The following is a 24383-nucleotide window of genomic DNA, read 5'->3' on the forward strand; positions in this document are numbered from 1 at the left end:
GCGGCGCGAGGAAGCAGCAAGCGCCACGAGTCCACGGAGATGCGGGCGAAGAATGGCGACAAAAAGCGTCCCCGACCGGCGCGATCGAGCACGGTTGCGGAAACGGCGGCGCTACTCAGTGCGCGATCGCGTCCCGGTCTGGCGTGGCCGGCGCGGCGCCATCGACCGAGGGAACCTCCCGCGATTTCGCGCCGGCGTCCTGATATGTCGTTTCGTCGCGTTCAACATAATGCGGAACGGCGACGCTGCGGCCCGTCGTCAAATAAGGCGCCGCCGGGCCATAGGTGCGAACTTGAGCGATCGTCGCGCCCGAAAACGCGCACGCGACCGTAAAGCCGGCCGCAACTGTCGCAAGCAGTTTCATCGAACTCTCCAAAAGCCGCCTTGCCTAAGGCGCATGCTGCTACTTCTAAACGCTCAAGCTTGCAGCAAAGTTCAATGGCGGCTTAAAAAAATCGCAGAAAAGCGCGCTCAACGCAGAAGATTGGTGCGCGCGAGATCGATGATCTCGTCGCCGCGCCCGTTCATGACCGCGCGCAGCATATAAAGGCTGAAGCCCTTCATCTGTTCGACCGTCGCCTTTGGCGGCATCGGCAGTTCATGCCGCGCGGTCACGACGTCGACCAGCGCCGGGCCGTCATGGCCGAAGGCCCGCTCCAGGGCGCCGCGGAGATCTGCGGGGTCTTCGACCCGCTCGCCATAGACGCCGATCGCTTTGGCCATGGCGGCGAAATCCGGATTGTCGAGGCTGACCCCCATGTGCAGGAAGCCGGCGGACTGCATCTCCAGCTCGACGAAGCCGAGCGTTCCATTGTTGAAAATGACGATCTTGACGGGCAGTTTCTGCTGACGCAGCGTGAGGAAATCGCCCATCAGCATTGCGAAGCCGCCGTCGCCCGAGAAGGAGATGATCTGCCGCTTCGGGAAGGCCGCCTGCGCGCCGATCGCCTGGGGCATGGCGTTCGCCATTGATCCATGCACGAAGGAGCCGATCAGGCGGCGCTTTCCGTTCATCTTGAGGTAGCGCGCCGCCCAGACCGTCGGCGTGCCCACGTCACAGGTGAAAACAGCGTCCTGACTGGCGACTTCGCTGACCGTCTTTGCGACGAACTGCGGATGAATCGGCTTTTTGCCCGGCTCGCCGGTCGCCAGATCGTCAAGGCCCTCGCGCGCCTTTTTATAATGCGCGAGACAGGCGTCGAGGTGCGCCCGATCCTCCTTTGCGGCAAGGCGCGGCAGCAGAGCGCGAAGACTGGTCTTCACGTCGCCGACAAGGCCGAGTTCGAGCCGGCAGCGGCGGCCGAGATTTTCCGGCCGAAGGTCGATCTGCGCGATCTTCGCCTGCTCCGGATAGAACTGGCGATAGGGAAAATCCGTGCCGAGCATCAACAGGACATCGCAATCCTTCATCGCCTGATAGCCCGAGCTGAAGCCGATCAGGCCGGTCATGCCGACGTCGTAGGGATTGTCGTATTCGACATATTCCTTGCCGCCGAGCGCGTGGACGATCGGCGCTTTCAACGTTTCGGCGAGCTCCAGAAGCTCGGCGTGGGCGCCCTTTGTCCCGCGGCCGCAAAGCAGCGTAACCTTCTTTGCGTCGCGCAGCAGCCCGGCCAGCGCCTCGATCTCGGCAACCGGCGGCCGCGCCTCGGGCGGCGGCGGAAGCAGGCCGGAATTTGGCGATATCGCGGTCGCGGCCGCCGGCTGCATGGCGACGTCGCCCGGCAGCACGATGACCGACACGCCGCCGCGTCCGAGGGCGGCGCGGATCGCGCTTTCGAGGACGCGCGGCATTTGCTCCGGCACTGAGACCAGCTCGCAGAAATGGCTGCATTCGCTGAACAAATTCTGCGGGTGCGTCTCCTGAAAATAGCCCGAGCCGATCTCGGGGCTTGGAATATGCGCGGCGATGGCGAGAACCGGCACGCGCGAGCGGTGGCAGTCGAACAGCCCATTGATGAGATGCAGATTGCCGGGGCCGCAACTGCCGGCGCAAACCGCGAGGTTTCCGGTCAAATGCGCCTCGGCGCCGGCCGCGAAAGCGCCGGCCTCCTCATTGCGCATGTGAATCCACTCCGGCGCGCCGCGAACGCGGATTGCTTCCGTCACGGCGTTGAGGCTGTCGCCAACGACGCCATAGATGCGGCCGACGCCGATCTGATTGAGGGTTTCGACCAGCAGGTCAGCCACGGTGTTGATTTTCATGAAAATGTCCCGCGTTGCGACGGATTGCCTGTCCAAACGCGCGGATCAGCCGCAAAGCTCCGGCCGCCGCGGCATTTTCTGGCAGGATAGGGCCACGGCAAAATTGCGCCAGCGTTGACCGTCGTCAAGGCCGGAGCGGGCGGAGAGTTACGGATCTGTTTTCAGGACTTCGCGGGCGCGAAGGGCGCGTTGATCCTGACGATCGTGAGATTGAGGAAGGCGGCAAAAGTAACCCACAAAAGATAGGGCAGGAGCAGCCAAACCGCCAGCGAAGACAGCGGCGCAAGGCCGGCCATGAGCGCAAGGATCGATAGCCAAAGAAACGGGATCTCGATCAACGCCCAGTCGGGCCGCCGCAGATTGAAGAAGAGCGGACTCCACAGCATATGCAGGACGATATTAACGCCGAACAGAAGCGCGATGCGAAGCTGCGCCGCGGCGTCCGGGGCGTTGGCCCAGGCCAGCACGCCGGACCAGGCGGCAAGCCCGAGGATGATCGTCCAGGCGGGACCGAAAACCCAATCGGGCGGATTCCATGCGGGTTTGCGCAGATTGCGATACCACGGGCCGACCGTCGTCATCATTCTGCCGGCCGCGAGAACAAGAACAGTGATAACGGCTGCGACGGCAATGGGGAGCATTATGTCTCTTCCTTGGCGCGCGCGATCTGCCGCGCGGCTGCGAAACCCGAAATGAGGCAATGCGGTTCCGTGCGGCGCGTCAGCGAGCGCGTCGCCGGACTTGGCGCGGCGACGACCAGTCAGACCCAGCCGGGGTTAAATGATTGATTGTGAATCAACGCCAAGCTTCAGAGTCCGATTCAGGCGGAGGCAGAAGCAACGGATTGCCCAAAATTCACTGCAAGGCGTCGGCCTGCCGCCGCAGCGCGTCTAATCTCTATCCGGCGCCCCCAAGGGAAAGAATTTACGATAGGGGCGCGCCTCATCTACGACACGAGCAACGGATGGTCTGGACAAAAGTCGCGCCCGATAGGCCGCCAGTGCGGAATGCAGTTGAGGGATCGGCTGCACCCAATCTGAATAGAATAGAGCCGGCGCAGCAGCGCAGTCCGCGATCGTAAATTGGCCACATGCAGCCCATTCCCCAGTCTGTAGCCGCTTTTCCAGCCAGTCATAGGTTCGCTCCAGCGCTGCGCGCGCATCTGCCACGCCACGCGGGTCGGTTTCGTTCTTAGCGCGCAATGCGTCCCCCACGATCCGCTGCATAGGATTATGAATATAATCGTCAAACACGTCCGCCATCATGCGGGCGTCGAGCGCGTCGCGCGGGTCTTTCGGCACCATAGGCGGCGCGGCTCCGTGATACAGGTCGAGATATTCAATTACAGCGTTGCTCCCGGTGATAGGCCGCAGCCCGTCAATCAGAGCGGGGAACTGCCCAGTCGGTGAGAGTTCAGCTATGCGGGCCTGGTTGTCCGGATGCTCGCCGTCAACCATCTGAAACGTAAAATCGACGCCTCTTTCGTAAAGCGCAATCAATGGTTTCCAGACATGGCTGGCAAAAGGGTGGCCATATAGTTCGGGTCTCATTGGGAGACTCCGTTCAATTGAAGCGTGTTTTCGATCATATCGAACTGCAGGGCTGTGCCGTGGCGGCGGCTTTCGGTTCCATCCTTGCCATCCAGAAACACGATCTGCTCGGTATAGGACAGGGCGGTTCCACTTGCTTCGGGCTCAAGGATCAGGCTCGACAAAGTGACGGAATGAAAGCTCCCGGAATGGTAGAGGTCATACGCATAGACAAGGCGGCAATTCGGCTCGATAAGATGGAATCGGGCTTCAAAGAGCGTCTCGAGACCGCTCTGGTTGAAGCGACCTTCCAGCACTTCTATTCCCCCCGCGCGAAAATCCATTGTGCGTCGCTTTAGGGTCCAGCGATCAGCCGGGCCGGTGAACCATTGCGATTTCAATTCCGGATCGGACCACGCCTTGAATACACGCGCCGGCGGCGCCGCCCACGATCGGCGGATGGTGAAAATGCCGTGGAAAAAGGGTGGCGTCGTCACGTTTGCTCCTCTCCGCTTTCAAGCAGTTTTCCGAGCAGGTCGAAGCGATCTTCCCACAGCAGGCGGCGCTCGCTCAGCCAGATCTCAACGCGCAGGACAGCTTCTCCGGAAATCCTGCACTCGCGGGTTCGTCCGTGCTTTTCCGTCACGACAAGCCCGCTGGCCTCGAGCACCTGGACGTGCTGATGGATCGCCGCAAGCGACAAGCTATATGGCTTGGCAAGCTCGCTCACGGAGGCAGGCCCTCGCGATAATCGCTCAAGAATCCCGCGTCGCGTCGCGTCAGCAAGGGCGTGGAACGCTCTGTCCAGTTGGCCCGAATACTCAACCATTTGCTTAACTAATAAGATCGAAACTGGAAAGTCAAGCGGCTGCTTAAGTGTTTTGGATCAGACGCTCAGGGCTTGCGATCGGCGCATAAAATCTCATAGGCGGCGCCGCTGCTGACGGCGCGCCGCAAATCCGCGCGCAATCCGGATTGGCGCAGGCGCCGCGAGAGGCAGCTCAGCGCTTCAAGCGCGGCCCCGGCTCCGGTTTCGGGGAGCGCCAACAGCACGGCGACGTCAACCGGCTTGTCGTCGATCGCCTGGAAATCGACCGGGCGGCTGAGGATCGCAAGGACGCCGACCGGATTTTTGACATTGGCAAGGCGCGCATGCGGGATCGCGACGCCGTCGCCGATGCCGGTCGAGCCAAGCGCTTCGCGCTTCAGCACAGCCGCAAGCAGCGCCGGCTCGTCGCAGCCGGCGCGCTCCGCCAGCCGATGCGCGAGCGTCGCAAGCAGGGCGTGCTTGTCGGCGGTTTTCTCGATCAGCAGCACGCCATCCCGGCCGATGATCTGTTCCGGAGTCATGATCGATCCATCCATTCGAGAAAAATCTATTCGGGAGCCTGTAGACGGTAGCCGACGCCGGTTTCGGTCAGGATATATTTCGGCTGTTCCGGGTTTTGTTCGAGCTTTTGGCGCAACTGACGCACATAGACGCGCAGATATTGCGGGTCCTGCGCGTCGCCCCAGATTTCGCGCAACATGAAATGATGCGTCAGAACGCGGCCGGCATGCTGCACCAGAAGACGCAGCAGATCATATTCCTTCGGCGAAAGCTTCACCTCCCGCCCGCCGACGCGCACGATGCGGCGCACAAGATCGACGGTGAGGTCGCCGATCTCGAATACCGGCCGTTCGCCCTGCTGCTGCAGCCGATGGCGCAGCGCCACACGAATGCGCGCCAACAGCTCATTCATGCCAAAGGGCTTGGTTACATAATCGTCGGCGCCAAGCTCCAGCGCCTGCACGATGCCGGCTTCGTCGGTCCGGCTCGACAACACCACCACTGGCACGTCGAGCCGCTGCTCACGCCAGCCGCGCAACAGTTCGAGACCCGGCGTATCCGGCAGGCCGAGATCGAGAATGATAAGGTCGGGCTTTGACTCGGCGAGCGCCGCGCGGGCGAGACGGGCGCTTGGCGCGTCGCTGATGCGAAACCCCTGGGTTTGCAGCCCCGTGCGCAACAGCTTTCGGATCGCTGGCTCGTCATCGATGATGAGAATGTGAGTCGCGATGGGGGTCATGCGGAAAGCTCCCCGCTGGCCGGCTCCAGCGCGGGCAGACGGATGGTGAAGACGGCGCCATGCGTGTCGGAGCGGTTGCCGGCGGCGATGGTTCCATGCATGGCCTCGATGAAGCCGCGGCAGACCGCAAGGCCAAGGCCGGTGCCGGCTCCGACCTGATCGCCTTTTTGCGCGCGGGTGAATTTATCGAAAATCCGCTCGACGTCGGCGGCGGGGATGCCTGGTCCCTCATCGAGAATTTGCAGCACGACGAAGCCGTCGTCCTTGACGGCCTGAAGTCGGATCAAGGATCCTGCCGGCGCATATTTCGCCGCATTGTCGAGAAGATTGAACAGCGCCTGTTCAAACAATACGGCGTCAATATCGAGCATCGGCAGATCCGGCGCGAGAGCGACCTCGACGCGATGGGCGGCAAGAATTTTCCGCGCCCGCTTCAGCACGGCGCCGACGACGTCGGAGAGATCATGCGGGGCGGCGTTCGGATGGACGGCGCCGGATTCGAGCCGCGTCATGTCGAGCAGATTGGCGATGAACCGGTTGAGGCGCTCGGCCTCCTCCTGAATGGTGTCGGTCAATTCGCGCTTCGACTCGTCGGTGAGCTGGCCGGCGAAATCCGAGAGCGCGCCCGCCGCGCCCATGATCGAGGCGAGGGGGGTGCGCAGATCATGCGAGATCGAGGTGAGCAAAGCGCTGCGCAGCCGGTCGGTTTCGCTGACGAGCCGCGCGCGATCGAGATCCTCGACGAGATTGACGCGTTCGATGGCGAGCGCCGTCTGGTCGATCAGGGCGTCGAGCAGACGCCGGCTTTCCGGGGTGAGCAAAGCGCCTTCCCGGTCGCTGTCGAGACCGACGACGCCGATCGAGCCACGCCCGGTCCACATCGGCAGAAACAACCGCTGCGCGCCCGGCAGAGTGTCGGCGCCGCGCCCGGCCGGACGGTTGCTCTCGAAGGCCCAGCGCGCCGCGGCGATGTCGGCGGGCTCGACCTGGTCCTCCGGCGGATAGCCCGCCCGCACCTCCAGACTGCCGTCGGCCGCGGGCAGAAGGATGACGACGCGGACGCTCAGCATGGAGGCGATCTGAAAGGCGGCGGCCCAGAGCACATCGTCGAGCGCGCCGACGCCCGCCAGCTTGCGGCTGAACAGATAGAGGTCCTCCGTCGTCTTCGCCCGCTTGCGCGCGACCACGGCCTGACTGCGCACGCTCGCCGTCAAATTGCTGGCGATGACCGCCACGATGAAGAAAAAGACCAGCGCGACCACGCTCTCCGGATCAGCGATGGTGAAAGTGTAGAGCGGCCGGAGAAAAAAGAAGTTGAACGAAAGCATGCTGACGATGCTGGCGAACAGCGCGGGCCACAAGCCGAAGGAGACGGCGCTCGTCAACACGCCCATGAGAAAGACCAGCGCCACATTGTGGACGTCGAGATATTGGCGCAGCACCGCGCCGACCGCGGTCGCAAGACCGACGAGGCCGATGACCGCCAACGCCTGCTTCCAGCCCAGAGACGGGGCGGCGCCGCCTTTCGGATCAGCCGTTTTGGCTGGCTGCGTCGCCGCCTCGCGCGGCGCAATCACATGGACGCTGATGTCGCCGGCGCCGCGGATCAGCGAATGAGTCACGGATCCTTGCAGAAGTTCCTGCCAGCGCGGGCGCTGGCTTCGCGCGATCACGATATGCGTCACATTGGTTTCGGCGGCGTAGCGCAGGATCTCCTCGGTAATCGTGCGTCCGGGCAGCACGATCGCTTCGGCGCCGAGACGCTCGGCCTGCCGCAGCGTTTCGGCGAGCCGGTCGCGCGCGGCCTGATCGAGCCGGACCGAGGCGCCGGTCTCGATGTTGATCGCGGCCCAGGGCGCGCGCAGGCGTTCGGCGACGCGCCGTCCATAACGCACCAGGCCGATCGCGTTTGGCGAGTCGTTGACGCAGACCAGAATGCGCTCGCCGGCGGCCCAGGGGCCCGAAATCGCATGGGCCTGCATATGGGTGAGCAATTGCTCGTCGACCCGTTGCGCGGTGCGCCGCAACGCGAGTTCGCGCAAGGCGGTGAGATTGCCAATGGAGAAATAATTCTCGAGCGCCCGCCCGGCCGTGTCCTGCGCATAGACCTTGCCCTCATGCAGGCGCTGGATCAGGTCCTTCGGCGTCAGATCGATCAGTTCGATTTCATCGGCGCGGTCGAGAATCGAATCTGGAATTTTCTCCTGAACGCGGACGCGAGTGATCTGCGCGACGACGTCGTTCAGGCTTTCGAGATGTTGCACATTGAGAGTTGTGTAGACGTCGATGCCCGCGTTCAACAGCTCCTCGACGTCGAGGTAGCGCTTCGGATGCCGGCTTTCCGGCGCATTGGTATGGGCGAGCTCGTCCATCAGGACCAGCTGCGGCCGGCGCTTCAAGATTGCGTCGAGGTCGACCTCGCCAATCGTGCGGCCTTTGTAGGCGATCTGCCGCAGCGGAACGATTTCGAGACCGCGAATCAACGCTTCGGTCTCGGGGCGGCCGTGGCTCTCGACGACGCCGATGACGACGTCGACGCCTTCAGCCTTTCGCGCATGCGCCGCCGTCAGCATTTCGTAGGTCTTGCCGACGCCGGGAACTGCGCCGAAAAATACTTTCAGCCGGCCGCGAGTCTCCTGCTCCGCGGCGCCGAGGAGGGCGTCGGGCGAGGGCCGTTTGTCGAAATCGCGCCGCTCGCTCAACCTTTGCTCCTCCGCCGCCCTTATTTGCCCGATTCGTCCAGCGCCAGATTAAGGGCGAGGACATTTACGCGCGGTTCGCCGAGGACGCCAAGCAGCCTTCCCTCGACATGCTCGCTGACGAGGCGGCGCAGCGCATCTTCGCTCAGACCGCGCGCCTTAGCGACGCGGGGAACCTGAAACAAGGCGGCCTCGGGCGACAGATGCGGATCGAGCCCGCTGCCCGAAGTCGTCACGAGATCGATCGGCACAGGCTGAGACGGGTTCTCGGCCTTGAGCGCCTCCGCATCCGTTTTCACCCGGTCGATCAGCGCCGAATTGGTCGGCCCGAGGTTGGAGCCGGCGGAGTTCGCCGCATTATAGGGCGCGGGGATCGTCTTGCTGGCGTCGTTTGGGTCCGCCGTCGTCGTCGCCGAGGGACGGCCGTGGAAATAGCGGTCCGAGGTAAAGTTCTGGCCGATGAGGGCCGAGCCGACGACTTGGCCGTTGCGGGTGATCAGGCTGCCTTCGGCCGCAGCCGGAAACAGCGCTTTTGCGACGCCCGTCATGGCGAGCGGATAGATAAGCCCGGTCAGGATCGTGAACAGAACGATCATCACAAGGGCGGGGCGGATTTGCGCGATCATGGAAGCACTCTCAGATGAGATGAATGGAATTGACGACGAGGTCGATCGCCTTGATGCCGATGAAGGGCGCAAGGATGCCGCCGACGCCGTAGATGAGCAGATTGCGCCGCAGCAGCGCGGACGCTCCGATCGGCCGATAGGCGATGCCTTTCAGCGCCAACGGAATCAGCGCAATGATGATCAGCGCATTGAAGATGATGGCCGACAGAATGGCGCTCTGCGGGCTGCCGAGATGCATGATGTTGAGCGCGCCGAGCTGCGGGTAGAAGGCGAGGAACATCGCCGGGATGATGGCGAAATATTTGGCGACATCATTGGCTATCGAGAAGGTGGTGAGCGCGCCGCGCGTCATCAACAGCTGTTTGCCGATGCCGACGATCTCGATCAGCTTCGTCGGATCGCTGTCGAGATCGACCATGTTGCCGGCTTCGCGCGCCGCCATCGTGCCGGTATTCATGGCGACGCCCACATCGGCCTGCGCCAGCGCCGGCGCGTCATTGGCGCCGTCGCCGCACATGGCGACGAGTTTGCCTTTGGCCTGCTCGGCGCGGATCAGCTTCAGCTTCGCCTCCGGCGTCGCCTCGGCGAGGAAATCATCGACCCCGGCTTCGGCGGCGATCGCGGCAGCCGTCATGGGGTTGTCGCCGGTGATCATCACCGTGCGGATGCCCATGCGGCGCAGCTCGCCGAAGCGCTCGTTGATGCCGCCCTTGACGATATCCTTGAGGTAGATCACGCCAAGCAGCCGCCCATCGCGCGCGACGGCGAGCGGGGTGCCGCCGGCCTTGCCGATGTCGGATGCGATCGCCTGGATTTCGCGCGCCGCCTCGCTCGCCGCGCCGCGCCGCGAGAGCGTCGTGGCGCCGCCTTGCGTCTCGGCCTCGGTCGGGGCGTTGACGAAGGCCAGCACCGAATCGACCGCTCCCTTGCGGATGCGGCCCTCCGCGCCCGCTTCATTGATATCGACGCCGCTCATGCGGGTATAGGCGGTGAAAGGCACAAAACGCGCGTGCAGCGAAGCCATGTCGCGGCTGCGGATGCCGTATTTTTCCTTGGCGAGCACCACCACCGAGCGGCCTTCCGGCGTTTCGTCGGCGAGCGACGCCAATTGCGCCGCCTCGGCGAGTTCGATCTCGCTGACCCCGCGCAGAGGGCGAAATTCCGAGGCCTGCCTGTTGCCGAGCGTGATGGTGCCGGTCTTGTCGAGCAGCAGCGTATCGATGTCGCCCGCGGCCTCCACCGCGCGGCCCGACATGGCGAGGACATTGAAGCGCACGAGGCGGTCCATGCCGGCGATGCCAATGGCCGACAACAGCGCGCCGATGGTCGTCGGAATGAGCGTCACGAACAAAGCGACGAGCACCACCACGGGAATGGCGCCGCCGGCATAGGCGGCAAAGCTCGGGATCGTCACAGTCGCCAGGACGAAGATCAAGGTCATGCCGGCGAGCAGGATGTTCAGCGCGATTTCGTTCGGCGTCTTCTGCCGTTCGGCGCCTTCGACGAGGGCGATCATGCGGTCGATGAAGGTCGAGCCGGCCGCCGCTGTGATGCGCACCAGGATCTCGTCCGACAGCACCTGCGTGCCGCCCGTGACGGCCGAGCGGTCGCCGCCCGATTCGCGGATCACGGGCGCGGATTCGCCGGTGATCGCAGCTTCGTTGACCGAGGCGATGCCCTCGATCGCTTCGCCGTCCGACGGGATGACGTCGCCCGCTTCGACAAGGACGATATCGCCGACCTTGAGGCTTTCGCCGGGCACGAGCGTCATTTTCGAGCGGTCGCCGCCCGGCAAGAGTTTGGCTTGCGTTTGCGTGCGGGTGCGCCGCAGCGCCTCGGCCTGCGCCTTGCCGCGGCCTTCGGCGACGGCTTCGGCAAAATTGGCGAACAACACTGTGAACCACAGCCACAGGATGATCTGGAACGAGAAGCCGAGCTGGCCGCCGCCCGTCAAAAGATCGCGAAGGAACAGCACGGTCGTGAGCAGCGAGACGACCGCCACCACGAACATCACAGGGTTGCGCGCGAGGAGGCGAGGGTCGAGCTTTGCGAAAGCCGAGCCGATCGCGGGCGTCAGGATTTTAGGATCAAGCAGATTTGCAGATTTGGTCTTGGCCATGGGTCCCTCTCGGGGAAGGCGTCAGCGCGGCAGGTCCGTGCTGACGTTCAGGAGAATGAAGAGAACGTGCTTTGATGTTCAGCCGCCAAAGCTTTGTCCGGCGAGGGCCGAGAGCTGCTCGACGATCGGTCCCAGCGCCACCGCTGGAAAGAAGGTGAGGCCGCCGACAATCAGGATCGTGCCGATGAGAAGGCCGACGAACAGCCCGCCGTGAGTCGGGAACGTTCCGAGCGACGGCGGCGCCGTTTTCTTGGCGGCGAGCGAGCCGGCGATCGCAATCGCGGGAATGATCACGAAATACCGTCCCATCAACATGCCGAGCGCGAGCGTGACGTTATACCAGGGCGTGTTGCCGGTGAGGCCGCCGAACGCCGAGCCATTGTTGGCGGCGACGGAGGTGTAGGCGTAGAGGATTTCGGAAAATCCATGCGGTCCCGGATTGGCGATCGAGGCGACTGCCGCCGGCAGCACAACCGCCGCCGCCGTGAAGCCAAGCATGGCCAGAGGCAGGCAGAGCACGCCGAGCATGGTCATCTTGACCTCTTTGGCTTCGATCTTCTTGCCGAGATATTCCGGCGTACGGCCGACCATCAGGCCCGCGACAAACAGGGCGATGACGATGAACAGGATCATGCCGTAAAAGCCTGAGCCGACGCCGCCGATGATAATTTCGCCGAGCATCATATTGATCAGCGGGATCATGCCGCCGATTGCTGTAAAGCTGTCGTGCATGGCGTTGACGGCGCCGCAGGAGGCGTCCGTCGTGACGACGGCGAAGAGGGACGACATGGCGGCGCCGAAGCGGACCTCCTTGCCTTCCATATTCGGCCCATTGACGCCAAGCGCATGGATCAGCGGGTTGCCGGCGGCCTCGGCCCAATAAACGATCACGACGCCAATGAAGCAGAGCGTCAGCATCGCGGCGAGGATCGCCCAGCCCTGGCGCTGGTCGTTGACCATGCGGCCGAACACATTGGTCAGCGCCGCGCCGATGATGAAGATCGACGCCATCTGGATCATGTTCGAGAGCGCCGTCGGATTCTCGAACGGCTGGGCGGCGTTGGCGTTGAAGAAGCCGCCGCCGTTGGTCCCCAGCATCTTGATGGCGATTTGCGAGGCGACAGGACCCAGCGCCAGCGTCTGCTTGCCGCCTTCGAGCGTCGTTGCGTCGACATAGGGCCCGAGCGTCTGCGGAACGCCCTGCCAGACAAGCACAAGCGTGAAGACGACGCAGATCGGCAGCAGCACATAGAGCGTCGCCCGGGTCATATCGACCCAGAAATTGCCGACGGTTCTTGATGTATGCCGGGAAAAGCCGCGGATCAGAACGATCGCGACGGCGATGCCCGTTGCGGCGGACATGAAGTTCTGCACGGCGAGCCCGGCCATCTGCGTCAGATAGCTCATGGTCGATTCGCCGCCGTAGTTCTGCCAGTCGGTGTTGCTGATGAAGGAGCCTGCGGTGTTGAAGGCGAGCGCCGGATCGACGGCGCTCATTTCCGCCGGGTTGAAGGGGAGAGACGCTTGCAAACGCTGCAGCGCATAGAGCAACATGAAACCGGCGGCGTTGAACGCCAGCAAGGCGACCGCGTAGATGAGCCAATGCTGCTCATCGTCTTTCCGGACGCCGGAAAGGCGATAAAATGCGTGCTCGACGGGACCCAGTCCCAGGCTGAGGAAGGTTTTCTCGCCCGTGAAGACGCGCGTCATATAAAAGCCGAGCGGCTTCACAGCGACGAGGACGAGAGCAAAAAAGATCAGGATCTGAATCCAGCCGATGAATGTCATGACGGCCTCTCAGAAGCGTTCGGGGCGCAGCAGCGCGTAGACGAGGTAGATGAGGAGAAACAGCGACACCGCTCCCCCCAGCACATAATCAAGGGTCATAACGGCTCCTAAGGTCAGAGGCGGTCACAAAGGACGCCATAGGCGATGGTGAGAGCGAAAAAGCTCAATCCAAGGCCAATGAGGGCGACGTCGAGCATCGAAATCTCCAATGCCGGGATGTTTTCACGTCGAGCGCGCGCGGCGCGCTCCGGGAGCCGGACCGCGCCGGCGCTGATAAGGGTCCCGGCCCGACTGGAGATCGCATCTGCCGCATAAAGGATCGAGCCCTGCGGCCGGCCGACTTTATAAAGACGGCATAAAGATTTTCGCCGCAGCGCGCCGGGACAACGGAAGCCCGAGGTCCGGAGTGAAAAAGCTTTGATGTGTCAGGTAAAGAGGAGCGCTAGACGCGGCGCCGTGCCTCCTGCGGCAACCTGGCGGCCGCATTCTTCGGCTATCGGGTCGAGCTATTCGAGACGCCATCGGAGCGGGCGATTGCCGATGATCCGATCGGGAGGATCGGGCTTCAACAATGGCTTGTTTTATCTCTCGGGCTGGACGCGCGGCTATATCGACTTCGAGGTTGGGACGACCCGGTTTTGCAATTGCAACTGACGACACACCCCATTGAAGCCCTGATCGACAATCGCGCCGGTAGGGCGGAAGGGACTTAGGCGTGGAGCGCCCCTCCATGCACCAAGGCCGTTGCACTCAACTCCGACAATGAATTCATCATCGGTCGCGACGAATATGAGGTAGGCCGAGCGCTGAGAGGACGGAAGCGGAGCGCGCTGGCCTAGCCGTTGACGCATAAATCCATAAAGTCTATAAAAAATATGTAAATTGTCCGGATCGAGGCGTCAACCCGGTGCAGAAATCGATAATCGAATGGCCCACGATCGGTCTGGCCGCCTTCATCTATGGCGGCTGGGCGGTCTTGACCTTTTTCCATGCGCATCTGCCGATCGGACTCGTCGCGCTCCTCGGCGCCTGGCTGATCGCGTGGCATTCCTCGTTGCAGCATGAGCTGCTGCACGGTCATCCGACCGCGTGGCCCCGCGTCAACCACGCCATCGGCCTTGTTCCGCTGTCGCTATGGCTGCCCTATGATGTTTACCGGAGGTCGCATCTCGCGCATCATCGCGCCGAAACATTGACCGATCCGTCGAATGATCCTGAATCCTATTATTGGAGGGAGGAGGAGTGGGGGAGCCTCGGCCCTCTCGGACGTTGCCTTGTCCGCTGGCAAACGACCTTAGCGGGCCGATTGACGCTCGGTCCGGCCTGGAGCGCCGGTCGTTTATTTGCGCGGGAGCTGGCACATGCGCGAAAGAATCCGCGCGACGCCCTGGCCGTCTGGGGCGCGCATCTCTTCGGCTGCGCGGCGGCGCTCATCTGGATCGTCGGAGTCTGCGAGATGAGTCCATGGTTTTATCTGTTCGGCATTGTCTATCCGGGGACGTCCTTGTCCCTCATTCGGTCGTTTGGAGAGCATCGCGCCGCAGGCGCCGTATCGGAGCGAACTGCGATTGTGGAAAACGCCCGGATTCTCGGGCCGCTTTTCCTCTTCAACAATCTTCACGTCGTTCATCATGAGCGCCCGGATTTGCCATGGTACCGGATTCCTGGCTGGTACCGGAAGCATCGGGAGGAGCTGATCGCAAAAAATGGCGGCCGCGTTTACGACGGCTATAGTGAGATTGCGCGGCGTTTTCTTTTCAAGCCGCATGACGCGCCGGTCCATCCCTTCCTTTCATGACGAAAAGCGCTGGAGTGGCCGTGGGAGCCCGAAAGATCGCGGCCTTTCCCATGTATGATTTGCCCCAGCTCGCTTCCGCGACGGACGCGTTCTGGGGAGCGATCGCAAAGCGGCTTGAGGATGCGGGTTTGACCGGTGTCCCGATCTCCTTGACGAGATCGGAGGATTACGCGGCCACATGGCGCGACCCCCGCCTCCTGCTCGGACAGGCCTGCGGCTATCCCCTGATGAAGCGCTTCAGGAACGCTGCGCGAATTGTCGCGACCCCCCTTTACACATCGCCGGGTTGCGAGAGCTGGAGCCATTGCAGCGTCTTCATCACGAATGCGAAGGCCGGCCGCCCGACTCTGGACGCCTTGCGCGGGAGCGTCTGCGCGGTCAACGGCTTTGACAGCAATACCGGCATGAATCTTTTGCGCGCCGCCATTGCTCCATTGGCGGGGAAGCGGGCGTTTTTTCATTCAGTCGTCGTCACAGGCTCTCATCTGGCGAGCCTTGAGGCGGTCGCCGACGGCCGCGCGGATCTTGCCGCAATCGATTGCGTCAGCTTCGCTCACTTCCAACATTTCGAGCCCGCGCTCGCCCGACGCGTCACGCAAATTGGACGATCCACGCGCACCGCCGCGCCGCCATTCATCACCGCAAGAGAGACGGACGATGCGGTCGTCGAAATTCTGCGCGGGGCGTTGAACGATGTGGCGGCAGACCCTGAGCTCGATTCCGTTCGGGCGGCGCTGGTGATCGGCGGCTTCGAGGTCTTGTCAGAGGCCGATTATGAATTTGCGTTGCGTATTGAAAAAGACGCCGCGACAGAGGGCTACCCGGACTTGCGTTAACGAGGCCTTTGAATCGGCGCGCCGGGGGCCGCTCGCCGCGGCGGCGCCGAGACCGGGGAGCCTGTGGCGGGTCCGGACCATCGACGCCTTCGACCACCGCATAGGCCGTTCCCCTCAGCTCGCCGTCGAGCGCACGATCCCAGCCGTCCGAGGACGCGAACGTCGCCGCGTTCCGCCAGGCTGCGATGAATTCGCGCGCTCGAAGATCTCGGCGCGCTCGGCGCGCTTCGGCCAATCAGCTTTCGGACGCCGTTTCGATCTTGCCGCTCTTGGGGGTCTTGTTCACGGATCGTCTCTTCGGCGCTTTGACCGGGGCCGCCACGGCGGCGAGCCTTCTCGGCGCCGCGGGTCTGGCGCGCTTTGACGGCGGGAGCGCGTTTCGCGTTGCGACAGCCCGTCGCGCCGCGTCGGCTCCCTCCTCGAAACCCCGTCTGACGCTGGCGTTCTCAGGCAGCAGCTCCGTCACAAAGACGCCCGCAAACACCACGCCGTAGGAAACCCCATAGGCCGCCTTGTAGACTCCGGCGCCCAAGCCGCCCTGAACTTTTTGCGCGGCGGCCTTTGTCGAGGCGCCGACGGTCACGATTGCGGCTCCAACTGTCCCCGCCGCGCTTCCCAGCGCATCTCCGAGGAACGAAAATCGGCCGGCTTCCTGCGTCTCTTCAAATGTTGCGCTCATCATTTCATCCTTTGCCTTCGCGTCGTTTTCAATGGGATCGATCGAAGCCGCGTTGGTCTCGCGCGGCGCTTCGTGCCTCAATCCGTTTCAATAAGGACTCGCCGCGTCGCGGCGGCGAGAAAGTCGCAGAGCGGGCCCTGCGGATATTGCGTCATGCTCTAGCGGATCGGCTGTTCCAGAACATTCGCAGACTGGACGAACTGCGCCTCCAACGCCTCGATCGCGCTGTGCATGGCGGGGATCATCTTGGGCCGGCGGAAGCGCTCGAACATGAGCCAGGCTAGCCCGACGGCCATATAGGCGACGAACAGATACAACAGCAGATGGCTGTCCGGCGGCGGGAAGAGCGTGCTGCCGGGAATGCCGATCGATCCGAGGAACGGAAGGATCATAAAGCCTGTTCCGAGCGCGGAGCAGGCGGCGGCGCCGGGCGTCAGCTTGCCGATGCTGCGCAGGTAAGGCAGCGGGGCGAGCGAGATCAGCACATAGGTCACGAGGAAGCCGAAGCTGCACAGCGTTCCGAAATAACCTTGGGCGTCGAAGGCGGTGACGCCCGCAAGATAGACGATCGCCGGCGCCAGGAAGGTGATCAGCGTGGCCACGCCGATCGCGACATGCGGCGTCTTGTTCGTCTCATGGGCGTCGCCAAGCGCGTCGAAGATGAGGCCGTGACGCGCCATTGAGAACATGATCCGGGCCGTCGAGTTGATGGCGGCGAGGGTGCAGGCGAAGAAGCTCACGAGGATGCCGAGGTTGATTGCGACGCCGAAAAAGCCGAGCCCCATCCGTTCTGCGAGAACCTGCAGAGGAGACTCCGAGCTTCCAAGGTCGCCGCCGCCCCGGTTGAAGGCCAGAATGACGACATAGGCCATGAAGATGAAAATGAGGCCGGACACAACAACGCTCTGAATGACCGACCGCGGAATCGAGCGCAACGGATCCTTCGCCTCGCCGCCGAGCGACGTCGAACTCTCGAATCCGGAAAAGCCGAAGACGACGAGCACGATGCCGGCGAGCACGCCGCCCGGCGTCGCCCCGGCGAGCGTGACCTGCTGCGCGTCGACGGCGAAGCCTTCGTGCTTCCAGATCAGGAAGCCAAGGAAGAGGATCAGCGCCAGCGCGGCGCCTTCAAGGACGAGCATCATCTTGGCCGACAGCTGGACGTCGCGCTTCGCGATAAAAAACGCGCCAAGCGAGGCGAGCGCAAAGAGCGCCATTGGATTGACGTGAACGCCGACCCGCTGGAGCATCAGCCCCGCAACGATCGAGAACCCGCATAGGGTCGACATGCCTGTGACCGTGTAGCCAAAGGCGAGCGCCCAGCCGCCGAGGACGCCGGCGGTCGGACCGAGCCCCTTGACGATATAGGTGTAGAGCGACCCGGGCGAAGCAGAGCGCCGCGCGAACTGATTGATGTTGAGGCTGACGAGGACGAGGCCGACCATGCCGAGCGCGAAGCTAAGCCACGTTCCGTTGCCGGAGGTCGCGAAGATCAGTCCGAGCACCGCCGCGGGCACCGTCGACGGCGCGATCACCGAGATCGATTGCGACAGAACTTCGGGATATGAGAGGCAGTCGCGCCTGAGGGAGCCATGGCTCCGGGAGGGCTGCGCTGCGTCGGCGACACGTCGAACGGGGTCGGGTAAGTCCATAATGCGTCGTTCACCTCATTGTCTGGAGCATGCGCTACCGGCCCGTGCGATTGCTCGCCGGATCAACAAGCGTTGTGTGTGCATGCGAAAGCGCAGATGGCGACCGCGCCGGGCGGTGCCTTCGAAACCCTACAAAATCTATGAATTACAAGGGTCTATGCATCAATCGCTTGATGACGTTTTTGTCGCGTATCAATGACATTTTCGCAAGAAGAAAATTCTTCTACAAATTGAATACATCACGCTCCGACGCATCTTTCCGAGATGATCTTGGTTTGCGCAATGGCTGCCGCCGCTGCGCGCGGCCCAATGGACGCCCTTGATGCGCTGAATTTGGTGGCGCGGCCCCGCGGCGCCTCGGCCGGCAAAACCTCAGGCGTCGCCCGCGGCGGACGGTGGGCGAGCGTCGGCCCCAAGATGCCGGACTAGCAAGGCGGCGGCGACGATTTTGGCCTCAAGCGCGGGTTGCGCGCTTCGTTTGATCAGCGCCTTGACGATGGCGCCGTCCATGACGAGATCGATCTGCTGCGCCAGCGCGTCGGGCTCGGCGGCGCCGGCGGCGGCAGCGAGCGCCCTGAGTTGTTCGAGCACCTGGGCCTTGTGGGCGAAAGTGATCGCTGCCACAGCCCCGTCCTGATTGCGCGCTTCGAGCACCGCATTCATGAAGGCGCATCCGAAATAATCGTCGCGGACGAACCATTCCTCTAAAATATCGAAGACGCCGATCAGGCGCGCCCGCGCCGGGCCGCCGATTTCGGCGAGGCGCGTAAAGAACCACGTGCGCCACGCAGCCCCCTCATGCTGCAGCGCGGCCAGCACGAGCCCTTCCTTCGATCCGAAATGATTGTAGAGGGTCATCCGCGCAATGCCCGATTCGGCCACCACGGCGTCGACGCTGGTTGCGCCAATTCCCCCTCGGCAGAACAGCCGAATGGCGGCCTCGAGAAGCAGTCTGCGCGGCGGCGCGTCACGGCTGTCCTCAAGATGCGACCGAGCGCCGCGCAAAAGAGGGCCCGGCGCAGCCGTGGGCGTCTCTTTGCGACGCTGCGCCGTCCTGGCGACGCGCAGTCCGGAGCGGGATTGTCGTGATGAACTCATAGAATGATCGGTCTCGTTATTTGAAGAGATCGTGACGCAGATCGAGGCGTCGCGCAATGAGCTGCTCGGAGAGACGCCGGCGGCCCACGGTCTTGAAGCGCGCCCTTGATTATATCCATCGATCTTATATACTATTGTTCTCAGAGCCGAGGCCCCATGTCCAGTTCGACGCCTCATATCCAGATTTTAGGCCTCAGCCACCGCTACCGGGGACGCAGCGCGCTCGTCCTCAACCGCGTTTCCTTCAGCGTCGGCCGGGCCGAGCGCCTTACCATCATCGGCCGCAGCGGCTCCGGTAAATCGACGCTGCTGCAGATCATCGCCGGACTGGCCCGCCCGTCCTCGGGCGAAGTGCGCATCCATGGGAGCCCCGTGGGCGCGCCGTCGCCGCGCTGCAACCTCATGTTCCAGCGTCCGCTGCTCTTTCCGTGGCTGGACGTCGCCGGAAATGTGGCGCTCGCCTTGCGGTTCGCCGGTCGGCAGGCCGAGGCGCCGTCGCGCGTCGAGCGCTTGCTGGACCTCGTCGGCCTCGCTGGCTACGGCAGCGCGCGGGCGACGGAACTGTCTGGCGGCCAGCAGCAGCGTGTCGCGTTGGCCCGCTCGCTCGCCGTGGACCCGGAAATCCTTCTGCTTGACGAGCCGTTTTCCGCGCTCGACCCGGTGACGCGCGCCGAATTGCGGAATGAAGTCGATGCGATCGTCGAGCAGCTTCGCATCACGCTGATCCTCGTCACCCATGACGTCGACGACGCGCTGAGCCTTGCCGCCCGCACCATCGTCATGGCCTCGAACCCTGGCCGGGTCATCGCCGATCTTGATCTGCCGAAGGCCCCGCGCGGCGGCGAGGTCTATGCTGAACAGCGCGCGCGACTCATCGCATCTCTTGAGCCCGAGCCGCAGATTTTGCCGCAGCCGGCGGCGGCCTTGGCCTGACGCTCCCGTGAAACGAAGATTGAATTAACGTCACAAAGACAGGGATAGGCCTTCAGATGTGCCAGTTCTGCGCCGTGTCAGGCCTCGATTATCATACTCCCGAGAAAGCCGGCGTTTCGCGTCGCGCGGTGCTCGACGGGCTGGCCGCGGGCGGCCTCGCCAGCCTGCTCGGAACCTTCGCCAAACCAGCTTTCGCTCAGGCTGCCGACGACGATGTCGTGCGCATCGGCTACCTGCCGATCACCGACGCCGCCGCCCTGCTTGTCGCGCATGGCAAAGGCTATTTTGAAGACGAGGGGCTGAAGGTCGAAAAGCCCACTCTCATTCGCGGCTGGGCGCCCCTTGTCGAAGCCTTCGCCGCCGGCAAATTCAATCTCGTCCATCTTCTGAAGCCCGTCGCCCTGTCGATGCGCTACAACAACAACGTGCCCGTCAAAATCATGGCCTGGGCGCATACCAACGGCTCCGGGGTCATTGTCGACGGCGGCGCCGACATCAAGACTTTCGCCGATCTCGGCGGCAAGCAGATCGCCGTGCCGTTCTGGTATTCCATGCACAATATTGTGCTGCAATATGCGTTGCGGCAAAGCGGCCTGACGCCCGTCATCAAATCCACTCCCCCCGCGCCGAATGAGACCAGCCTGCAGGTGATGCAGCCGCCGGACATGCCGCCTGCGCTCGCCGCCAAGAAGATCGACGGCTACATCGTCGCCGAGCCCTTCAACGCCATGGGCGAGCTTGGCGCCGGCGGCAGGATGCTGCGCTTCACGGGCGATATCTGGAAAAACCACCCCTGCTGCGTCGTCTGCATGCCGCAGCCTCTGACCGAGCAAAAGCCGGAATGGACGCAGAAGATCATCAACGCCATCGTCCGCGCAGAGATTCACGCCTCGCAACACAAGGAGGAGACGGCGCAGCTACTCTCGCGCGACGGCGCCGGCTATCTGCCGATGCCGGCCCCCGTGGTGAAAAGAGCCATGACCCTCTATGAGACGAACAAGGCCTATCTCGATAGCGGCGCCATCAGCCATCCGGACTGGCGCAACGGCCGCATCGACTTTCAGCCATGGCCTTATCCGTCGGCGACGCGGCTGATCGTCGAGGCGATGAACGAAACGCTGATCGCGGGCGATCGGGCTTTCCTCTCGAAGCTCGATCCCGATTTCGTCGTCAAGGATCTTGTCAATTACGAGTTCGTCCGCGCCGCCCTTGAAAAATATCCCGACTGGAAGCTCGATCCCAGCGTCAATGCGTCGGATCCCTTCGCGCGGCAAGAGCTTCTCGCGCCATGAGCCTCATCCTGGATTCGGCGGAGCCGATTTCCGCCCCCGCCGCCGCGCGCGGAGGCTCTCGCTTCGGCGCCGGCCGGATCATTGCGCCGCTTCTTGGCGTCGCGGTTCTGGCCGCGGCCTGGACCCTTGCGGGCGCCGTGCTCGCGCGCAATCCCGCGACGATGGCCTTCGCAGGATTTGCGCCGGGCCCGACATTGACGCGGCTCTGGACGATGTTGGTCGACGGCTCCGTCTGGCGCGCGTTTACGCCCAGCGCGTCGCGCGTCGGATGGGGCCTCGGCTTCGCCATCGTCATCGGCGCGCCGGTTGGAGTTCTCGTCGGGCGGAGCCGCTTCTTTCGCGAAGCGACCTATATTCCCTTCCAGCTCGTGCGGATGATCAGTCCGCTGGCCTGGATGCCGATCGCCATTTTGCTGTTTGCGACCTGGGACGGGGCGATCGTCTTCCTAATTGCCGCAGCCGCCGTATGGCCTATCGTTTTTGCGGTCGCTCACGGGCTGAAGAAGCTTGATCCCGACTGGTTCAAGGTCGCCCACAATCTCGGCGCCAATCCCTGGCATGTGCTGACTGCGGTCATCATCCCCGCCACGGCGCAGGATTTTCTCAGCGGCGTCCGGCTTGCCGCAGGGGTCGCCTGGATCGTGTTGGTTCCGGCCGAATTTCTCGGCGTCACGAGCGGGCTCGGCTATGCGATCAATGATGCGCGCGACACCCTTGAATATGACCGCCTTGGGGCCATCGTGCTGGTGATCGGCGTCATAGGCTTTGTTTTTGACGGGCTCCTGCTCGCGCTGATCCGGCGCGTCAGCTGGACCCGCCGGGATTGACCAACGAGACCTCAGGGACACAAATTATGACCGATTCAGCGACGACAGTTTCAGGCCTTCAACCCGTCGACAAGGCGGGCCTCGACTCCTTGATCGAAAAAGGCAAGGCGAATCCCGAGGCGGTGCGCACGCTCAAGGCCCGCACGGTGGCGGCCGGCAAATTCCGGCAGCTCAATTATATCCGCAACCTTCCCGAACATGTCGTCGACGAGCCGCCGGGCCTTCTCGGAGACGACACGGCGCCCAACCCGTCCGAGGCGGCGCTGGCGGCGCTCGGGTCCTGCCTCTCCGTCGGCATTCTCGCCAACGCCCTCGCGCAGGGGGTGACGATTCGATCGCTCGAGATCGATCTCGAAGGCGACATCAACATCAGCGCCGTCTGGGGCGCCGGCGCGACGCCCGACTCGGTCGGCTTCAGCGCGGTTCGAGCCGCCGTAAAACTCGACGCGGACGCGCCGCAGGAAACGCTCGACGCGCTCGTCGCTCACGCGACGGTCTGGTCGCCGGTCGCCAATACGTTCACGCGGGCGGTGCCGCTCGAAGTCAAACGCGCCGGATAAGGAAAAAGCGATGTCTTCGCAAGAACTGGCCGCGGCCGCCGCGCACGATGCGTCCTCGCCCCTGGAGCGCGTGCGCGACATCGCCGTTGGCGCGCTGCGGCCGCGCGCGCCCGACATCGATCGGAAAGGCGAATATCCAGTCGATATTCTGCGCGCGCTGGGCGCGGCGGGCGCCTTCGCGCAACATCATCGCGGTTTCGGCGCGACGAACGAAATCGACGTCGGCGCGGCGATCGACGCCATGGGCGTTGTTGCGGAGGAATGTCTGTCGACTGCCTTCTGCGTGTGGTGCCAGGACGCGTTCGGCTGGTATGTCCAGAATACCGACAATGAGAGTCTGCGAGCCGCACTGCAGGCCGGCGCAGCGAGCGGCGCGATCCTTGGCGGGACGGGACTCTCGAATCCGCTGAAGGCTCTATCCGGCATCGAGCCGCTGCGTCTGCGGGGCCGGCGCGTCGCCGGCGGCTACCGGATCGACGGCGCGCTGCCCTGGGTCTCGAATATGGGGCCGGGGCATTATTTCGGCGTCGCCTTCGCGCTTGAGGATGATCCCGGCCATCTCGTCATGGCGCTCGCCCGCGACGGCGACGAGGGGATTTCGTCGCGCCAGGCGACGCGTTTCATCGCGCTCGACGGCACGGCCACCGTCGCCGTCGGGTTTCGTCAGGCGTTCATCGCCGACGAGCGCATCCTCGCCGATCCGGTCGGCCCTTTCGCCCGGAAAATTCGGCCAGGCTTCATTCTGTTGCAGACAGGAATGGCCTTGGGCCTCGTGCGCGGATCCATCGCGCTGATGCGCAATCTTCCCGAAAACGTACTGAATGTGAATCGCTTTCTCCCCGTGGGGCCGGGAGAGATCGAGGACAGGCTCTTTGCCGCAGAGCGGTCGATCGCAGAGCTTGCTTCGACGCCGCTCGACGAAAGCCGGGGTTTTCTCAAGACCGTGCTTGAAGCGCGCCTTGAGGGCTCGGCGCTTGCGCTGGAGGCGGCGCAGGCGGGGATGCTCCATGCCGGCGCGCGCGCCTATGTCGAAGGATCGGCCTACAGCCGCCGGCTGCGCGAATCCTACTTCATCGCCATCGTGACGCCGGCGACGAAGCATCTTGAGAAGGACATCGCCCTTCTGGGCTCGGACTGATTTTGGCCGCGTGACGCGCTAACCGAAGCGCCCTGAGTCAGCCCTAAGCAGACGCTTTCCGAGGCTTGGCCGGCGTTCTTTTTGGCTTCGCGGGCGCAGGTGCAGCCTCTTCTGCAACTGATTTTTTCCTTGCGCCCCGAGTGGTTTTTTTGGCAGGCGCCGGCTTGGAAGGCGCCGCAGCCTTCCTGCTGGCGACGGCGTCGCGCGCGGCTTCCGCGCCCTCTTCAAATCCGCGTCGCACAACATTGTCTTCCGGCAGCAATTCCGTCACGAAAACCGCGCCATAGACCAGACCATAGGAAATCCCGTAGGCCGCGTGATACACGCCGGCGCCAAAGCCGTTTTTCACTTTCTTGGCGGCTCCCTTGGCCGACGCGCGCGCATTGACGCTTGCCGCTCCGAAGCTCTCGGCGGCGGACTCCAGGGCCTCGCCCAAAATCGAAAGCGGATTGTTGCCGAAGCTCTCGTCGAGTTCTTCTACTTTGCTGCTCATAGGCTTTACCTCATTGCCATTTTAAGATTGGCGCGATCAAAG

24 protein-coding genes are annotated in these 24383 nt (G+C 63.4%); 7 read left to right on the forward strand and 17 right to left on the reverse strand.

What is annotated here, in order from left to right; genetic code table 11:
- Positions 1–115 precede the first annotated feature (115 nt).
- The 13 genes from MSIL_RS14320 to MSIL_RS14380 all read right to left on the reverse strand — a co-directional run bounded on the left by MSIL_RS14320 (position 116) and on the right by MSIL_RS14380 (position 13134).
- Positions 116–364, reverse strand: a complete 249-nt coding sequence (locus MSIL_RS14320) for a hypothetical protein (protein ID WP_012591802.1) — start codon at positions 362–364, stop codon at positions 116–118.
- Between the two features lie 107 nt (positions 365–471).
- A complete protein-coding gene (gene poxB, locus MSIL_RS14325; protein WP_012591803.1) occupies positions 472–2205 on the reverse strand; it encodes a ubiquinone-dependent pyruvate dehydrogenase in 1734 nt (577 codons plus the stop codon).
- Between the two features lie 161 nt (positions 2206–2366).
- Entirely contained in the window at positions 2367–2846 is a 480-nt protein-coding gene (locus MSIL_RS14330; protein WP_012591804.1) for a TspO/MBR family protein, read from the reverse strand.
- Between the two features lie 249 nt (positions 2847–3095).
- Complete coding sequence (locus tag MSIL_RS14335; protein ID WP_012591805.1) at positions 3096–3755, reverse strand: glutathione S-transferase family protein; 660 nt, start codon at positions 3753–3755, stop codon at positions 3096–3098.
- Entirely contained in the window at positions 3752–4231 is a 480-nt protein-coding gene (locus MSIL_RS14340; RefSeq protein WP_012591806.1) for an SRPBCC family protein, read from the reverse strand. The genes MSIL_RS14335 and MSIL_RS14340 overlap by 4 nt, the downstream gene beginning before the upstream one ends.
- Entirely contained in the window at positions 4228–4563 is a 336-nt protein-coding gene (locus MSIL_RS14345; RefSeq protein WP_012591807.1) for an ArsR/SmtB family transcription factor, read from the reverse strand. Before MSIL_RS14345 ends, MSIL_RS14340 begins: the two co-directional genes overlap by 4 nt.
- Before the next feature lie 65 nt (positions 4564–4628).
- The gene (locus MSIL_RS14350; protein ID WP_012591808.1) at positions 4629–5084 is read right to left on the reverse strand and encodes a PTS sugar transporter subunit IIA; all 456 of its coding nucleotides are present in this window, start codon (positions 5082–5084) and stop codon (positions 4629–4631) included.
- A gap of 26 nt (positions 5085–5110) precedes the next feature.
- A complete protein-coding gene (locus tag MSIL_RS14355; RefSeq protein WP_012591809.1) occupies positions 5111–5803 on the reverse strand; it encodes a response regulator in 693 nt (230 codons plus the stop codon).
- Entirely contained in the window at positions 5800–8505 is a 2706-nt protein-coding gene (locus MSIL_RS14360; RefSeq protein WP_012591810.1) for a sensor histidine kinase, read from the reverse strand. Before MSIL_RS14360 ends, MSIL_RS14355 begins: the two co-directional genes overlap by 4 nt.
- Positions 8506–8525: 20 nt before the next feature.
- Complete coding sequence (locus MSIL_RS14365) at positions 8526–9128, reverse strand: K(+)-transporting ATPase subunit C (RefSeq protein WP_012591811.1); 603 nt, start codon at positions 9126–9128, stop codon at positions 8526–8528.
- Between the two features lie 10 nt (positions 9129–9138).
- The gene (kdpB, locus tag MSIL_RS14370) at positions 9139–11247 is read right to left on the reverse strand and encodes a potassium-transporting ATPase subunit KdpB (RefSeq protein ID WP_012591812.1); all 2109 of its coding nucleotides are present in this window, start codon (positions 11245–11247) and stop codon (positions 9139–9141) included.
- 78 nt (positions 11248–11325) lie between these two features.
- On the reverse strand, positions 11326–13035 hold the full coding sequence (gene kdpA, locus MSIL_RS14375) for a potassium-transporting ATPase subunit KdpA (RefSeq protein WP_012591813.1): 1710 nt from the start codon (positions 13033–13035) through the stop codon (positions 11326–11328).
- A 9-nt stretch (positions 13036–13044) separates the two neighbouring features.
- Positions 13045–13134, reverse strand: coding sequence for a K(+)-transporting ATPase subunit F (locus MSIL_RS14380; protein WP_041368079.1), 90 nt, complete (start codon positions 13132–13134; stop codon positions 13045–13047).
- 808 nt (positions 13135–13942) lie between these two features.
- Here MSIL_RS14380 and MSIL_RS14385 point away from each other — a divergent pair.
- A complete protein-coding gene (locus MSIL_RS14385; RefSeq protein ID WP_012591815.1) occupies positions 13943–14833 on the forward strand; it encodes a fatty acid desaturase in 891 nt (296 codons plus the stop codon).
- 20 nt (positions 14834–14853) lie between these two features.
- A complete protein-coding gene (locus MSIL_RS14390; RefSeq protein WP_012591816.1) occupies positions 14854–15669 on the forward strand; it encodes a phosphate/phosphite/phosphonate ABC transporter substrate-binding protein in 816 nt (271 codons plus the stop codon).
- 235 nt (positions 15670–15904) lie between these two features.
- Here MSIL_RS14390 and MSIL_RS14395 read toward each other — a convergent pair whose 3' ends face one another.
- The 3 genes from MSIL_RS14395 to MSIL_RS14405 form a co-directional block, all read right to left on the reverse strand.
- Positions 15905–16348 (reverse strand): hypothetical protein, encoded by a 444-nt coding sequence (locus MSIL_RS14395; protein WP_012591817.1) that lies wholly within the window; start codon positions 16346–16348, stop codon positions 15905–15907.
- Positions 16349–16506: 158 nt separating this feature from the next.
- On the reverse strand, positions 16507–18000 hold the full coding sequence (locus MSIL_RS14400; protein ID WP_012591818.1) for an APC family permease: 1494 nt from the start codon (positions 17998–18000) through the stop codon (positions 16507–16509).
- Between the two features lie 372 nt (positions 18001–18372).
- Positions 18373–19098, reverse strand: a complete 726-nt coding sequence (locus tag MSIL_RS14405) for a TetR/AcrR family transcriptional regulator (RefSeq protein WP_148213103.1) — start codon at positions 19096–19098, stop codon at positions 18373–18375.
- A 156-nt stretch (positions 19099–19254) separates the two neighbouring features.
- Here MSIL_RS14405 and MSIL_RS14410 point away from each other — a divergent pair, with 156 nt between their 5' ends.
- Genes MSIL_RS14410 through MSIL_RS14430 form a run of 5 tightly spaced genes read left to right on the forward strand, consistent with a single transcriptional unit; the run spans position 19255 to position 23848 of the window.
- Positions 19255–20031, forward strand: coding sequence for an ABC transporter ATP-binding protein (locus MSIL_RS14410; protein ID WP_012591820.1), 777 nt, complete (start codon positions 19255–19257; stop codon positions 20029–20031).
- Between the two features lie 56 nt (positions 20032–20087).
- Positions 20088–21323 carry an ABC transporter substrate-binding protein gene (locus tag MSIL_RS14415; RefSeq protein WP_012591821.1) on the forward strand — a complete coding sequence of 412 codons (1236 nt, stop codon included), beginning with the start codon at positions 20088–20090 and terminating at the stop codon, positions 21321–21323.
- On the forward strand, positions 21320–22150 hold the full coding sequence (locus MSIL_RS14420) for an ABC transporter permease (protein ID WP_012591822.1): 831 nt from the start codon (positions 21320–21322) through the stop codon (positions 22148–22150). Before MSIL_RS14415 ends, MSIL_RS14420 begins: the two co-directional genes overlap by 4 nt.
- Positions 22151–22176: 26 nt before the next feature.
- Entirely contained in the window at positions 22177–22710 is a 534-nt protein-coding gene (locus MSIL_RS14425) for an OsmC family protein (RefSeq protein WP_012591823.1), read from the forward strand.
- A 10-nt stretch (positions 22711–22720) separates the two neighbouring features.
- Positions 22721–23848, forward strand: a complete 1128-nt coding sequence (locus MSIL_RS14430) for an acyl-CoA dehydrogenase family protein (protein WP_012591824.1) — start codon at positions 22721–22723, stop codon at positions 23846–23848.
- A gap of 43 nt (positions 23849–23891) precedes the next feature.
- On the opposite strand, the gene MSIL_RS14435 is transcribed toward MSIL_RS14430, so the two are convergent.
- Positions 23892–24341 carry a hypothetical protein gene (locus MSIL_RS14435; RefSeq protein WP_012591825.1) on the reverse strand — a complete coding sequence of 150 codons (450 nt, stop codon included), beginning with the start codon at positions 24339–24341 and terminating at the stop codon, positions 23892–23894.
- Between the last annotated feature and the right edge of the window lie 42 nt (positions 24342–24383).

The sequence above is a fragment of the Methylocella silvestris BL2 genome (assembly GCF_000021745.1).
In the GTDB taxonomy this organism is placed as follows: domain Bacteria; phylum Pseudomonadota; class Alphaproteobacteria; order Rhizobiales; family Beijerinckiaceae; genus Methylocapsa; species Methylocapsa silvestris.